This is a genomic window from Erysipelothrix inopinata (assembly GCF_014396165.1).
Taxonomy (GTDB): domain Bacteria; phylum Bacillota_I; class Bacilli_A; order Erysipelotrichales; family Erysipelotrichaceae; genus Erysipelothrix; species Erysipelothrix inopinata.
On the sequence record NZ_CP060715.1, the window covers coordinates 852,212 to 867,665 of the forward strand.

Annotated in this window: 14 protein-coding genes and 1 pseudogene; 4 read left to right on the forward strand and 11 right to left on the reverse strand. The window is 34.2% G+C overall.

All coding sequences use genetic code 11. The features are described from left to right. Positions 1 to 10: 10 nt before the first annotated feature. The 3 genes from H9L01_RS04200 to H9L01_RS04210 form a co-directional block, all read right to left on the reverse strand. Complete coding sequence (locus tag H9L01_RS04200; RefSeq protein WP_187534762.1) at positions 11 to 1,210, reverse strand: multidrug effflux MFS transporter; 1,200 nt, start codon at positions 1,208 to 1,210, stop codon at positions 11 to 13. A gap of 209 nt (positions 1,211 to 1,419) precedes the next feature. Then, positions 1,420 to 2,337 carry an InlB B-repeat-containing protein gene (locus H9L01_RS04205; RefSeq protein ID WP_187534763.1) on the reverse strand — a complete coding sequence of 306 codons (918 nt, stop codon included), beginning with the start codon at positions 2,335 to 2,337 and terminating at the stop codon, positions 1,420 to 1,422. Between the two features lie 44 nt (positions 2,338 to 2,381). After that, positions 2,382 to 4,991 carry an InlB B-repeat-containing protein gene (locus tag H9L01_RS04210; protein WP_484489037.1) on the reverse strand — a complete coding sequence of 870 codons (2,610 nt, stop codon included), beginning with the start codon at positions 4,989 to 4,991 and terminating at the stop codon, positions 2,382 to 2,384. Between the two features lie 428 nt (positions 4,992 to 5,419). Between H9L01_RS04210 and H9L01_RS04215 the strand changes: the two genes are divergently transcribed. Beyond that, complete coding sequence (locus H9L01_RS04215; RefSeq protein WP_187534765.1) at positions 5,420 to 6,145, forward strand: Type 1 glutamine amidotransferase-like domain-containing protein; 726 nt, start codon at positions 5,420 to 5,422, stop codon at positions 6,143 to 6,145. Between the two features lie 50 nt (positions 6,146 to 6,195). Here the strand turns inward: H9L01_RS04215 and H9L01_RS04220 are convergent, their stop codons facing one another. Beyond that, positions 6,196 to 6,720 carry a GlgC family sugar phosphate nucleotidyltransferase gene (locus H9L01_RS04220; protein WP_223151046.1) on the reverse strand — a complete coding sequence of 175 codons (525 nt, stop codon included), beginning with the start codon at positions 6,718 to 6,720 and terminating at the stop codon, positions 6,196 to 6,198. 56 nt (positions 6,721 to 6,776) lie between these two features. Beyond that, a complete protein-coding gene (locus H9L01_RS04225) occupies positions 6,777 to 7,709 on the reverse strand; it encodes a helix-turn-helix transcriptional regulator (protein ID WP_187534767.1) in 933 nt (310 codons plus the stop codon). Positions 7,710 to 7,796: 87 nt separating this feature from the next. Between H9L01_RS04225 and H9L01_RS04230 the strand changes: the two genes are divergently transcribed. The 3 genes and pseudogenes from H9L01_RS04230 to H9L01_RS10970 all read left to right on the forward strand — a co-directional run. Then, entirely contained in the window at positions 7,797 to 8,417 is a 621-nt protein-coding gene (locus H9L01_RS04230) for a Type 1 glutamine amidotransferase-like domain-containing protein (protein ID WP_187534768.1), read from the forward strand. A 62-nt stretch (positions 8,418 to 8,479) separates the two neighbouring features. Beyond that, on the forward strand, positions 8,480 to 8,713 hold the full coding sequence (locus H9L01_RS10665; RefSeq protein WP_223151047.1) for a GNAT family protein: 234 nt from the start codon (positions 8,480 to 8,482) through the stop codon (positions 8,711 to 8,713). Positions 8,714 to 8,725: 12 nt separating this feature from the next. Beyond that, a pseudogene (locus H9L01_RS10970) lies at positions 8,726 to 8,920 on the forward strand (GNAT family N-acetyltransferase); the annotation flags it as partial. Positions 8,921 to 8,934: 14 nt separating this feature from the next. Here H9L01_RS10970 and H9L01_RS04240 read toward each other — a convergent pair. The 6 genes from H9L01_RS04240 to H9L01_RS04265 all read right to left on the reverse strand — a co-directional run bounded on the left by H9L01_RS04240 (position 8,935) and on the right by H9L01_RS04265 (position 15,454). After that, on the reverse strand, positions 8,935 to 9,375 hold the full coding sequence (locus H9L01_RS04240; protein ID WP_187534769.1) for a hypothetical protein: 441 nt from the start codon (positions 9,373 to 9,375) through the stop codon (positions 8,935 to 8,937). Positions 9,376 to 9,578: 203 nt separating this feature from the next. Then, positions 9,579 to 10,973, reverse strand: coding sequence for an SseB family protein (locus H9L01_RS04245; RefSeq protein ID WP_187534770.1), 1,395 nt, complete (start codon positions 10,971 to 10,973; stop codon positions 9,579 to 9,581). A 181-nt stretch (positions 10,974 to 11,154) separates the two neighbouring features. Continuing rightward, positions 11,155 to 13,257: a heavy metal translocating P-type ATPase gene (locus tag H9L01_RS04250; protein ID WP_187534771.1), complete on the reverse strand. Its 2,103-nt coding sequence runs from the start codon at positions 13,255 to 13,257 to the stop codon at positions 11,155 to 11,157. Next, positions 13,241 to 13,609: an ArsR/SmtB family transcription factor gene (locus tag H9L01_RS04255; protein WP_187534772.1), complete on the reverse strand. Its 369-nt coding sequence runs from the start codon at positions 13,607 to 13,609 to the stop codon at positions 13,241 to 13,243. Before H9L01_RS04255 ends, H9L01_RS04250 begins: the two co-directional genes overlap by 17 nt. Before the next feature lie 119 nt (positions 13,610 to 13,728). Beyond that, positions 13,729 to 14,409 carry an ABC transporter ATP-binding protein gene (locus H9L01_RS04260; protein ID WP_187534773.1) on the reverse strand — a complete coding sequence of 227 codons (681 nt, stop codon included), beginning with the start codon at positions 14,407 to 14,409 and terminating at the stop codon, positions 13,729 to 13,731. Further along, positions 14,393 to 15,454: an FtsX-like permease family protein gene (locus H9L01_RS04265; protein WP_187534774.1), complete on the reverse strand. Its 1,062-nt coding sequence runs from the start codon at positions 15,452 to 15,454 to the stop codon at positions 14,393 to 14,395. Before H9L01_RS04265 ends, H9L01_RS04260 begins: the two co-directional genes overlap by 17 nt.

Sequence of the window (15,454 nt, forward strand, 5' to 3'; positions counted from 1 at the left end):
GTGTATTTTTTTAAGTGTTTTTGTTTGATTTATCCATGGTTAAGTAAGTAAGACCCATCATGATGATTGCAAGTACGACAAAGTATAGCGGCATGATTAATAGCGAATTAGATCGAATCCAAGACATGATTTGCATGAGACCACTAATTCCTAGGTAATATCCTAGACTTAACAAAGAACCGGCAGTACCGTATACATCTTCAAAGCCATTGAGGGATAAACTAATGGCATTAGATAATGAAATTGCTGTTCCGAACCGAACGATAAACATTCCTAATATATAGAGAAATGGCTTGACTGATTCGCTATTTACTAAAACGGTTGTGAATACCATAAAAATAGCTCCACATAAAACGAAAATATTTCCGATCATAATTATTGATTGTGGATCGTATTTTTTCAGTAATTGTTGAGTGCAAAGTGCTCCCAATATAGTTGCAATTGCTAGAGAAATCCCGAAGGATCCAATTCTAGCCAGCGACATTTGAAAGTGATGCGTAAAGAGTAATGGAATTTCCATGTAATAGATAGACATGATTGCATTATAAGCTGTGATAAAAAATCCATAGATCCAAACCGTTTTTGTGCATAACATGCGTTTTGCGACTTCAATAAAATTTATATTAGTGTTAGTTGTTTGTACTTGTGTCTCAGGCAAACGATAATAAGTGACAGCAACAATACACATACTTGATATAACTAGACAAATCAGTAGTAATCTTGAACCACCTGCGTCTACAAGGGCTCCTCCCAGTGTTGGACCAATCCCTGGAACAAATGCTAGCGCAATTGAAACTTGAGAGAATAGTTTATTTCTAACATTCTGAGAGAAGGCTTCTCTCAGAATAGTTTGAGTTGTTACTGAACCAGTCGCTAAACCAAATGCCCCAATAAATCTACCAACCATAAAAATGGTGAATGATGGTGCAATAATTGCGATTAATGTTCCAATTGTGTAAGTAATGAACCCAGATATCATTGCAGGTCTTCGTCCTTTTATATCTGAGAAGTATCCCCAAAATAGAACGCCAACTGCGAATGCAGTAAAGTACAAGCTCAATACAAGTTGAGCTTGATCAATATGAATTACAAATCTTTCAGCAATGTTTTGGATTGAGGGGGAAATCATTGCTTCATGTAATTGTGGAAACCCCAATAAAACTATTAATAGTATAAAACTTGGTTTATTATTTTCGATGTTTTTCTTCAAAATATTCCTCCTATCGAATTAGATATGAAAAAAAACATCAAAATCGGGTAGGGGAGCTATTTTCTTAATGATTAGTGTGAATGTCATAAGATAGTTCCTTTCAACTGAAGAACTATAACATATGTGGATTATTGATATCAAATATTTTGTTCAGTGAAAAGCGGCAGAGTTATTAATTCTGCCGCTTCATAATATAGTGATTCGATAAATTATTTATTTCTTTTGCGTTTTACAATGAGTGATAAAGCTAGAGCAACTGCTCCGACACCAACCATGATAAGTCCGTTATTTGAGTGAGCAACTCCGGTAGGAGGAATCACCGAATCTTTATCTTCTTTCCATACAGCGTAGAGTGTTGTATCTTCTGTTATTGAATAGAGAGCACCTTCAGCGAGTATGTTACTTTCGTCATCTTTTACGAGGCTCCAACCTTTGAATGTATAACCTTTACGGTATAGATCATTTTTACCTAAAAGAGTTGCTTTTTGTCCAGATTGATAAAGATTTTTATCAACGGGAGCAGTACCAGAAGTATTACCGTTTCCGTTATAAGTTAGTTTGAATTCAACGATTGGATCAATATCTTTTTCCCATACAGCATAAAATGTAATATTTTCTGTCATTGTATAGAGACTACCTTCAGTTAAGATTTTACTGTCATCGTCCTTAATGATACTCCAACCTTTAAAGGTATATCCTTCACGAAGAAGATCACCCTTGCCAAGAAGTGTTGCCTTTTGTCCAGCTTGATAAAGTTTGTTATCAATAGGAGCATTTCCAGAAGTATTGCTATTGCCATCATAAGTGAGTTTGAACTCAACGATTGGATCAATGTCTTTTTCCCATACAGCATACAGAGTTGTGTTCTTTGTAATGGTGTAGAGATTCCCTTCTGGAAGAACGTGGCTGTTGTCATCTTTTAGAGGACTCCATCCTTTGAAAGTATATCCTTTACGATGTAAGTCACCTTTACCTAAAAGTGCCGCTTTCTGTCCTGATTGATAAGTTTTATTATCTACTGGAGCACTACCTGAAGTGTTTCCATTTCCATGATACGTTAATGTGTATTTTTCTACAGGGGCAATGTCTTTTTCCCACACCGCATATACTTTAGTGTCAGCTTCCATAGTGTAGAAATTACCTTCGGTTAGTATATTGTTATTGTCATCTTTTACAAGACTCCAACCTTTGAATGTGTATCCCTTACGAAGAAGATCCCTTTGCCAAGGAGTGTTGCTTTTTGACCTGCTTGATAAAGTGTGTTGTCAACGGGAGCAGTTCCGGCAGTGTTACCATTACCATCATAAGTGAGTTTGAATTCTACAATAGGATCAATGTCTTTTTCCCAGACAGCGAAGAGCTTGGTATCTGCATTCATCTCGTAGAGACTACCTTCTGTTAAAATATTCGCTGTATCATCTTTTACAAGGCTCCATCCTTTAAAGGAGTATCCGCTTCGAACAAGACCGCCTTTACCTAGCAATGTTGCCTTTTGACCTGCTTGATAGGTGTTGTTATCAATCGGAGCGACTCCAGCTGTATTACCATTGCCATCATAAGTTAGTTTGAACTCAACGATTGGATCGATATCTTTTTCCCAAACAGCGAAGAGAGTAGTATCTAAATTCATTATATAGTCACTGCCTTCGGCAAGTGTATTATTTGCGTCGTCTTTCACAAGACTCCATCCTTTAAAGGTGTAGCCGTCACGAACGAGAGAGTTTTTACCAAGCAATGTTGCTTTTTGACCTGTTTGATAAGTATTGGAATCAGTTGGCGCGACTCCGGCTGTGTTGCCGTTTCCATCATAAGTTAACTTATGTTCAACTTCTTCCCAAACAGCATAGAAAATAGTTGTTAAGTCGGTTAGTATGAAGTCAGTTCCTGGAGTAATAGTAGGGTCAGGTTCTGTTGCATTTTTATCACGTGACCATCCTTTGAAAATGTAACCTGGACGTGTGATTTTTAATGAACTTCCTGAATAGATATTTACAGAACCATCTGTGTAAGCAATAGAGTATAATCTTGTGATAAGTCCGTCGGTAAGTGTTGTATACTCTAAACCTGTATAATCAGTAATCTCAGAGATATTAAGTTGTCCACCATTGGCATCATATCCTAATGATGTTACTGACACCGCACCTAAATCTTTATCACGTTTTAGACTACGCTGATCTGTAGCACCAAGTGATGTTGAACCTTTATAGTTATTATCAGCGAGACTATCGGGAATAATAGGTAATGTCATAACTAACTCAGGATTATACCCAGCTGTGATTGAAGTTAAGTTTTTTCTTAATCGAGGGTTGCTTCCTAGTAAATCAGAAACTGAATATTGTGGGGTTGCCCCACCATCTACGTTAATAATATTATTTTTACCAGTATCTGTTGTACTAGTACTGGAGACATCTTTATAAGAACTTGCTGTGCTTAAGGATCCGTTTGAAAATACATTATTACCAATAAATAGATTTCCAGAAGTAGATGCAGAGGCCATTGCAAATGCAGATGTTCCGCTAAGACCAACAGCACCACCTCTTTGCTCGACATTAGTTTTTGGCCCGCCAGCTGTATTATTATAGAAGGTTGAACCGGTGATACTATTATTGAAAGAGGTTAAGCCACCATTTTTGAAAAATTGGATGGCTCCTCCTGAGCGATTTCCGCCTGATTCCCCAAGAGCGGTATTATTGATAAATGTACTGTTTGAAATCGTGCTTTTAAAACCAGGGAAGCCTGTTGCTTGAATCATTATTGCTCCACCATCGTCGTAAGCAAAGTTACTATCAAAAGTACTTGAATCAATATTTAAAGATCCGCCACCCTTTCCATCAAATACATAGATAGCGCCGCCATCATATGTCGATGCAGTATTCATTGATTCGCCACCATTAGTTTTATTGCCTCTAAAAATTGACTGATTTACGGATACGTTACCTTCTAGATAATGCATGGAAAGTGCGCCACCGCCACCGCCGACTACGCTAGTGTTATAGCATTGGTTTACATTGTTCTCAAACAATGAGTTGTTGATTGTTAAGGTTCCTTTGTAGGACTTTGTAGCAATCGCTCCACATTCATAACCAGCGCCTGTTCCAATATTATTCGAAATTGTAGTGTTATTTATCGTAAGGTTACCGGTTCTTAATGTAATGGCTGATCCCGAATTACTGCTAGTATTGTGATCAAATAATGAATTCTTGATAACAATCTGTGAAGTGTCTTGAGCTGAAATATCCATGACACCATCGTTACCATTTTTTAATACAACGTTATCAAAAATAATTGATCCCTTTGTATTTGAAACTGTAACTAAGTTACGTGGGAAAAGGGTTCCATCAAAGGTTAGGTTCTTAATGGTTAACTTTCCAGAACCATCTCCTGAAATTGTTAGTTTATCTTTTGTTGAAGTAATGTTATTACCATTGATTGTGACGTCAACTTTTGGCATTGTAATATTAAAATTACTCGTATCAAAGTTTGCACTTAAAGTGAATTCATCACCATTGTTTGCACTAAGAAGTGCATCGTTAAGTTCCGTAACATTTTGAATATTATCAATCGCATAATTTTGAATTGATGCTTCCATTTTGACATCGGTCAATGGAAGATTACTAGCGTTAGAGTTAGGATCAATATTATCCGCTGATGCAGGAATTATAACTGTCATGATACCTAGGGTAAGGACCATAGTAAATGCTGTTGTTTTCTTTAACATATTCTTTAATTTCATAAAGGTTCCTCTCATCTTTATTCTCTTTCTATATGTAAATAGTAGCATAGTAAAAAGACAGTGATTCGGAGTAGAAATATACTAAAAATGTGAAGAAAATAAGCTGCAAAGGAGTATGAATAATTATTTATTTTTTTATTAGAGAGATAGGAGAGACTATTAAATTGCATTATATCTATAAAAATAGACATAAAGAATAACGATTAACATTGTTTGAAAGAGGGGATATTATGGGCTGAAACGACTATAAAATGTGGAAATACACATGATGAAAATTCTATGAATGTTGGTTAAAGAAATGTGAAATAAAAGTGAATTTGTTAAAAAGGGAGTATTTCTAACAAAGTAACAAACATACGAATTAGCATGTTTTTATCGTTGAAATCTTGCTGGAAAGCCTTCTAATATTTTTGATTTAAAAGAATTGAGAAAAACAGTTGAAAGTGTTAGTCTATATCATAAAGTGAGGTATCTATATGGGAACTATAATTACAATTGGAGGTGGCCAAGAACCTTTTTCAAGAACGCCTCATATAAGTAAGAAAATTATTGAGTTATCACAGAAACAGAATCCAAAAGTTTTATTCATAGGAACAGCAACTCGTGACAGTAAAGATTACATAGATAATTTTACTGATTTTTTTACCTTGCTTGGAGCAAATGTGGATTGTCTCGAACTCGTCTCAAGTAATCCAACCCGTGAAGCGGTGAAAGAATCTATTATGAACCACGATATAATTTATGTCGGAGGTGGCGATACACGATTCATGATTAAACATTGGAAACAATTTAATCTTAAAGAGGTTTTAATTGAAGCATATCATAAGGGAATAATTCTTTGTGGTGTAAGCGCAGGATCAATTTGTTGGTATCAGTGGGGAAACAGCGATAGTGAATCATTTGGTGAGTCCAATGAATGGAGTTTTATTCAAACACCCGGGTTAGGGTTTATTAATCTCGCCCACTGCCCACATTATGATGATCCTGGAAGAGATAGCTTTGATGGCATGATGAATGGTGAAGAATCATTAGATGGAGTTGCTCTAGAAAATGGAACTGCGCTTTTAGTACAGGATGGTAAAGGGCAAATCATAAAAGATGATGATAATAAAAAGGGTTACTATTTCAAACAAACAGAAAAGGGTATTCTGAAACTGGAAATAGAGGACGATACAATTATCGAAATTCTATTAAACATTTAATATTAATAAAACGTTACTGTAAATTTTAGAGTAACGTTTTCTTTAGACATTTATTTTTTTTGATTAAATTTTTTAATGAGTTCTTCATTAGCTTTTAAGATCTCTTCAATTTCAATATTCTTTTCGTTGTATATTAAATCATAATTTAAATCGCGTTCTTTATATTTATTAACACCAAATGCTATACAGTTTTTTGGAATATCGATGGTGATAATAGCTCCCGCAGCTACGACAGTATTTTCTCCTATAATAACTGGTCCCAAAATTTTTGCACCATCTGCAACAATGACGTTCTTAGCCAAGATTGGCATACCGACATTTTCCCAGGATTCAGTAGTTTTATTAAATCTCAAATTAGATCCGATAGTTACGTTTTGGTATATAACGACTCCTTCGCAAATTTTTGAGGCAATAACAGTACACCCACGTGCATGGTGTGCAAATTTAACACTGGGATGGATATCGAAACACTTTATTTCGCAATTATAGTTTATTTCTAATAGCTCTGCTGCTTTCTCTCTTTCTTCGTGATCTTGAGAAAAGCAGTTTGTTTGCAGTAGTTCGTTAAAGTTCATGTTAACCTCCATTAATCTAAGATAATTATAGTTTCATAAGCCATGTAAAGTAAATATTATTTGTTAAAATGATGAACCAGTTCATCAAGTAATATTAATACTTCTTCCGCTAATTCGTTAGGTTTAATTCTTTTGACTAGAGTTCCATATTGTAGAAAATAACGAGCTAAAAATTTAATTTCGCTAGAGTTATAAATGCCTTCAATATAAAAATCATCTTCTCTTGATACCCACTCCATATTGGGATAATGTTCTTTATTAAAAATATCGTGACCTGCTTCTTGTACTTCAACAGAGAAAAAATAGGGTCTTTCAGATAGATGAAACTGGCCTGCACGAGAAATTAAAACTTCTATTTCCTCTCCGTTCATGTTAACAGACGGAGTAACACTTTTAATTCTATCACATCGAAATACTCTAAATGCTTGCTTGCTAATATCAAATGCACTGATATACCAATGACCAAGTGAAGAGGATATTTCATAGAACTGTACAGTGCGGGATTCATCATTATTTCCATACTTAAGATGAACAACTGTTTGATTAATCATTAGGTCAAACAGTTTGGGTAGCATGGGATTTGCACCTACCTGAGAATAATTTGAAATACTCAGAGAATTTTCCATTTTTGAAAGACTAGTTTGTAGTGAACTCGGAATAGAATCTTTGAACTTAGTTTTGATGTGCTTGAACTCAACTTGGAAAGGTGTGCTTTCATAATTTTGAAGTGCATTCATTGAAAAATAAAGTGCCATTATTTCTTGGTTATTAAATATTACTGGTGTAAGTACATGGTCGTGATCAACGATGTAGTTTCCGTATCTACCGAGATTGCTGTAAATTGGAAGTCCCATTAGCTCTAAAGAACTTATATCTCTAAGTGCAGTACTTTTAGAAATTCTATAGTGGCTCATCAGATCTGATAAGTTGAAGTAACGTTTATCGCGCAAGTAAAATAACATATCGTTCAGACGTTCACTTTTATTCATAAATTTATCCTTTCAATTTTAATGGTGTCATATTTTGAAACTATTTTAACATACAATAAGTATATGAAAGAAAGAAAAGAGGAAATTATGAAAAATATAATTCTAACATCATCGTTTGCGGATGTAGCAGATGTGCTTAAGAAACCCATGATGCTTAACTTTAAAACTAGTGAAACAGTTGGTATTATTCCAACTGCATCGCTTGTGGAAGACTATACAGGATACATGGATGAAACCCGTACATGGTTTAAAGAAAATGCTATTAATACTATAGAACTTGATTTGCTTAACAGTTCTACGGCAGAATTACAGAAACAAATCGAATCACTTGATGTGCTGTTAGTTACTGGAGGAAACACCTTTTATCTACTTCAAGAATTAAAGCGGACGAATGTGGACAACGTCATTATCGAGTTCATAAATGCAGGCAAACTGTATATTGGTGAATCCGCTGGTTCAGTAATTCTATCACCGAATATTACCTATGTTGAATCAATGGATGATAGATCTGTTGCTACGTTCTTAACAAATGAGTGTGGTTTATCGGTAGTGGATTTTTATACAGTTCCCCACTATAAATCAGAACCTTTTATTGATACTGCAGATAAAGTTATCAATCAATACTCAGAGTTAGTGCCATTAAAAATTATATCTAACAATCAGTGCATCTCAATTAGAGGGAATGAAATAAAAATAAACACATTATAAAATTTCTTGACAATCACTCATTGTATCTGTAGGATAACAGCTAACAAAGGAGGTATCTTGACATGAATGTTTTAAAACTTAACAATCTTAATGAGAAAGATACTAAGGAAATTATAGCGACATGGAAGACATCTGTTGAAGCGACTCATGATTTTTTAACAAAAGAAGATATAGTCAATCTTGAACCACAAGTTATTGAAGGCGCCAAATACGTAGAAGATTTTTACGTACTTAAAAACGACTTAGGAATTATTTATGCGTTTCTTGGAGTCCATGATCATAAAATTGAAATGTAATTTGTTGATAATAAGGTAAGAGGGAAAGGAACAGGTAAATTCCTAATAAACTTCGCGATACAAAGTTGTAAGGCTACGCTCGTGGATGTTAACGAACAAAACATCCAAGGAGTAGGATTTTATAAACACATGGGATTTAAAGAAATTGGACGCTCTGAAACGGATGATGCTGGCAATCCATTTCCAATATTACACCTGTCTCTTTAGTAGTAGAGATAACTTTATCTTACAGTTAAATCAATAACAACCTCGTAGCGATTGGTTCCATGTGGAAGATAAATTTGAAATTCTTCCACCGCTTCGAGAACATTAGCATCTTGACTTGAAGATGCTTTTTTTAATGTCCAATCTAGAAGTAATCCAGAGAAAGACATTGCTTCAGCCATTCTTCTAACTAACCATTCATCATTCCAGTCAAAGTGTTGAGATGATTCGATATCATTCATTAAATCCGGAAGATTGCTAACGAGCCAAACTTCAGGAATTTTAGAAAATAAATAACGGCTTAGGAAAATATTGTCATAATTACTCGCATCCATTAGATCAATTAAGAAATAGACAACTTGATATTGATCAGTTTTAGGAAGTTCGACAATTACAGTCATATCTTCAGGAAAACGTGAATCAATATGTTTTAACGTTCGATAATGTTTTTCTAACATAATACAGTCACTCCTTTATATATATTATTTTATCATATTTGAATATAGCAAATTATTTGTAAAGTGTATGAAATTATGTAAAAAGAGAAATAGTTTAATTGAAAATCTAAATTTATAAAAATACTCTAACCTAGTTAAAAGTAATGTTTGAGCTAGGTTAGAGTCCTTGTCAATTCGTGGTGCAATATTATGCGTTTATGGAATTATTGTTGAGAAGCAAACTCTTCCATTTGATCGTATGTTTCTTTGGTGATGTAACAACCTGCTGCAGTGAATTCTGTAGGATTGATAGAACAATCAAAAGTATTAATAAAACCGGAAAGTGGTTGAATCATAGCATTCCATTCTACATCGTAAACCATACGAAGTCTTTTCCAATCCGTGAATAAAGGAACGCAGTCCTTACTGTTTTTACCTTTAGAAGTAGGGAAAGATAGTTTCGTATCTTTTTCAAGAATTATTTCACCATTGTCGCCGGGTGACAAATTTCCATCATTTTTCATCGGAACAAGGAATTTTGCTTTTGGTAATGCAAGTGACATAAACCTATAGTATAAATTATAGATTAATTGTGCATCTTCTGATTGAGGTGCTCCAATTTGACCCATTAAAAGTAACCATCTAACAAGATCAGGATTTGATATTGGGATTTGAATTTCTGGAATATTACTATAATCAGGTTCTGGAACAATCATATTTGCGTTGATTGCAGTTCTTTGAGAGTTGATTGCGACACCACATGCTCCATTTAAGTAAAAACTACTTCCCAAGAAGTTATAAATTCCATCTTTATTTTCTCCATTAGAGATTGCTCTGATTTCAAATAACTCTCTGGGATAGGTTTGCTCGTAAACTTTGGAATATGCCTTAGAAACTATCATAATGTCTGGTGGTGTACACATGTAACCTCCATTATTTTGTTTTACTGTGTTGGAAAACAAATGAGGTTCCCCAGTTTTTTTATTAATAATAGTATAAATTTCCTCAGAATCTAAAATTTTACTGATTAAATGTTTTGCGAGTACATCGATCTTGTTTCGGTAGATTTGTAGGTCTTTCTCAGCTGAACCATCTATCGATGATCGTATATGCTCATTATATAAGTTCCAAGCTTCAGCACAGTCTGTAATACTCATTTTATTAAATTCATCTTCAGTAAGGGATAGACTCTTAGATTTAATATAAGTTGCATCGATAGCAAAAACATAAGCATCGTGGACTTCCTTGGTACTGGCATCTCGTGAATGAATGACAGAACCGATTTTTATGTTTCCAGTTGATCCGTTTTTAAGTCGAATTCCAATTGGTTTGTTTGTAGCGGTTGTTACCATTTTTCCGAAACTTTCCATTGAAATAATCTCGGTTAGGAAAATTGAGCCCTCATCATCACCAATATTTGAAACATAAACAGCCATTCCAGGTTTCATAATCCCATGTACATAACCAACAACAACGAGATCATTTGAATCTCTAAGCTTGAAAACATCTTCAACACCATATACAAAGGAATTATTAGCTTCCTTGTTTTGATTCGGATTATCAATCCTTGAATCATCACTTTTTGTATTTTTACCAAAAAAACTAAATATGTTCTTCATTTTCTTCCTCTTTCTTTGAAGTAACATCCCCACCCAAAATACTTATATATTCAATAATAACCCATAATTAGATTTTTCCCAAACACTTAAGATAAGGTTTTATCAACATTTCATCTTCGTTTGAATAAAACCCTATTTCAGTTTCAATTGAAATAGGGGTCAGATTATTATATTTCGAATACTAATCGCTAACTCTCATAAGTCTCAGTCCATTTAAGGTGACGAGTAAGGTTGCACCCATATCAGCGATGATTGCGATCCAAAGCGTTAACCACCCAGGAATAATTAAGAGTAATGCAATCAGTTTAAGTACGAGAGAGATTGCTATATTTTGTTTAATGATTGCTAGCGTCTTCTTACTAAGCTTTACTAGAAAAGGCAACTTATCCAAATTATCATTCATTAGAGCAATGTCAGCAGTTTCTAATGCTGTGTCAGTTCCGCTGCCACCCATGGCAATACCTACGTTCGCTGAAGCCAGTGCAGGCGCATCATTAATTCCATCACCCACCATAGCCACATTCATGTATTCTTTTTTTAATTGGGTAATATATTCCAGTTTATCCTCTGGCATGAGACTACCTTTAATATCGGTAACACCAACTTGTCTTCCAATTACTTCTGCGGTACTTTGATTATCACCTGTGAGCATAATAGTATGCTCAATACCCATATTGTGGAGTCTTCTAATGACATCACGACTTGAATCTCTGACTTCATCAGCAACTGCTATAATTGCAAGAATTTCGTCATGAGTGCCAAAGATCATGACTGTTTTTCCTTGGCTTTGGAGCTCGTGATAGAGGCTTAAGTGATGTCTATCTTCATTGGCAATGTTATCAAACAACTTTGAATTCCCAATCTTATAATGTATTGAATCTATGGTGCCTGTAATGCCCATACCCGCTACAGAGAGAAAGTTATCAATATTCAAATTCTCAATTTGTATCTTTTCATCAGAAATATATTTCATTATTGCTGAAGCAAGTGGATGTTGAGAATAGGATTCTAGCGAATAAATAATATTTATGTATTCATTGTCTCGATGAGGATTTGTTACCACATAATCTGTTACAACAGGTTCACCTTTAGTCAAAGTACCCGTTTTATCAAAGGCAATTGCATTGAGTTTCCCAACTTCCTCAAGATATATCCCACCTTTAATGAGTACACCATGTTTAGCTGCATTACTGATTGAGGACACGATAGAAACAGGAGTTGAGATGACAAGTGAACAGGGACATCCAACTACAAGTAACGAGAGCCCTTGGTAGAGCCATTTGTTCCATTCTCCTCCCCAAAATAATGGGGGCAATACAATAACAAGTAGAGAGATTAACATGATTGTTGGTGTATAATACTTAGAAAATTTATCAACAAATGCTTGAGCAGGTGCCTTCTCATCTTGGGCCTCTTCAACTAAATGAATAATTTTAGCCAAAGTGGAATCCGCAACCAATTTTGTAACGCTGACTTTAACTAAGCCATCTTGGTTTAAAGTTCCTGCAAAAACATCATCATCCACATCCTTCAATACTGGAACAGATTCACCAGTAATAGCAGATTGATTAACACTAGTTTTACCGAAAGCAACAACACCATCCATCGGTATTTTTTGTCCTGGTTTGATAATCATGATGTCTCCAACTTCGATATCCTCGACTTGTACCAAGATTTCTACATCATTTTTAAGAATAAGCGCATCCTTCGGCGCGATATCCATCAACGAGCGAATTGAGTTGCGAGCTTTGTCCATAGAGAAACGTTCTAATGCTTCACTAAGTGCAAATAGGATTACTACAATAGCACCTTCAGACCACTGTCCTATCAATGATGCTCCTATAATAGCGATAGTCATTAGAGATTGCATTGAAAAATTTAATTTTAATAGATCTTTAAATCCTTCTTTGAACAAACTAAATCCACCGATTACGATGGCGCTGATATAAAGAAGAATTGTATAAATTGATTCTTCTCCAAACTGTGATTGAGTAATCATTGCACACATAATAATAAGAGCTGAAATAATCAAAGGAAGGTTTTCTCTTACCTTACTATTATTACCCATATCAATGCTGGGATTGCTTAAATCTATTACCTGCAACTTATCAAAAGCACCAGCCTTGTTTAGATCATCTAAATCTACATCTCCATTTACGGTAATCTTTCCCGTATTGAAGCTTACTTTAGCGTCTGAGACATTCGGTAATGCTCTTACATTATCCTCAAATTTCTTCGAACAGTTTGTGCAGCTTAATCCTTCAACTTTATATGTTTTTATCATGGATAGCACCTGAATTTACTAATGAAAAATTAATTAAATTTGCTATGTCCTTATTAATTAAAAAGTAATATAGCATTTTCCCATCTTTTCTTGAATCTAAAACATTCATCTTTTTAAGTTGTTGAAGATGATGGGAGGTAGTTGCTATCGTTGCGTTAATTACATTTGAAATATCGCAGACACACAGTTCCTCAACATGTAGAAGACTATATATGATTTTGAATCGTTTCTCATCTGCGAGTATTTTATATATAGAGGTTATAGTATTTGTGTCAATTGAGTTAAGTTGTTCCACAGCGTCATCAACATGTTTCTGGTGGACAAGATTTACATCACAAGTTTGGTTTTTCATAATTGCTCCTATTCAAATTTATCTTTGAATGTATATTAACACCAACAACGACAACATTCAAGCGTATACTTGAATGTAATTTGTAATTAAAACTAGTTTATTTATGCACTATTTCATATTTATTCTAAGTTTAACTTACCATTTTTGAGGAAAAGTATGCGATCACTTTTTTCAGCAAGTGCCATGTTATGTGTTACTAATATTACGAGTTTTCCTGAATCGACAAATGATCGGAGTAAGTCATAAATTATTTTGGAATTATGTTCATCAAGAGATCCTGTCGGTTCGTCTGCAATTATAACTTGCGGATTATTTACGATAGCACGTGCAATGCTTATTCTCTGTCTCTCTCCACCAGAAAGTTTACTTACCTTTCGATCAATATAATCTTCCATTCCAATACTGCTTAAAGTTGATATTACAGATTCGCGTTGTTGTTTGCGACTTAGTTTACTTTCTGAAAACATCAATGGAATTCGTATATTATGAAAAACAGTATAATCCTCTATAAGAGCAAAATCTTGCGTTACGTATCCAAATAATTTATTACGCAATTTAGCTTTCTGTTGTTCGGACAAGTTACTAATGTCGTCACCATGAATCTTAAGCGTACCGGAACTAGGTTCTAAGAGGAGTCCTATAATATTTACAAGTGTGCTTTTTCCACAACCTGAGGGACCAATAATTGCTAACATTTCAGGATTGTTTAATGTTAAATCAACTCCTTGCAATGCGTGAATAATTTGATTGCTATCTTTATACACTTTGCTAACGTTAATCAATTCAATAAGATTTGTCATAATCACTCCTCATTTCTGATGAAATATCATCTTTTAATAAATCATTTCTAAATATTAGAAATAGAACAATATTTAAGACACTTACTGTTAAAATCTCAATAAATAAACTATCGTTTAAACCCAAAAACAATGTGGAAATATAAATTGAAATTAGGCACGGAATAAAGCAAGAAAAAAATATAAAAACAAGTAAACGAGCGGAAGTATCTTTTTTGGTGAGACCAAACATTCTGTTTATATAATATTCTCGTTTCTTCTTATTGAGTATGTTTCGAAGTGAAATAAAGATGTTAATGCATACAAAAATAGAAACAATAATGAAGAAATTAAGTAACAAACGATTATTTGTATTCATTAGTAGTACGAATTCGTCATCGTTTAAAAAATTTGGATAGAAACGACTATATTCATCACTTAACAAGGTTGATATCTCGCTAATTTGTTCGTTACTACAATTATAAACAGTTAAATTATGAATAAGTTCTTCAGTGATTCTAGAATCCAAAATTTCAGTTTCTAAATGTGCATTTGATTTTAATAAAAATGTGTTCTTAAGATCAATACTGCCTTTTTTGGGTACTAAGATTGAATCCATAAAAATGATGTTCTCATCTTTGATTCTGTGTTTGCTTTTAGCTTCATTTATAATTAGCCTATTTGTATGGGCAGAAGTAATCAATAGATTGTCTTGATTTATAAATTGTGTCGATACAAGTTGTGGTAAGTTTCCAAATAATCGATAAGTATTTAACCCAGGAATAGTTTCATCGGTGTACAGAGTAAATGAAGGATAGCTTCTGATGATTGTATTGAGGTTGGAGGTTACATTGCTAGCGTGTGTCGAACCGGAGCTGTTTAAACTGTTGAAAGTTACAATATTATACGCTTGGGCATCCTTAATCGCACTATAATTCTTCCTATCAGATTGATATTGATTCAAAACAAGTGTTACACAGAAAATGGAAACAAAAATCTGAAGAAAGAGGATAATTAATCCAGATAAGTTATCAAGGTAATCACGAGTAGCAAGTTTAATATTTATCAT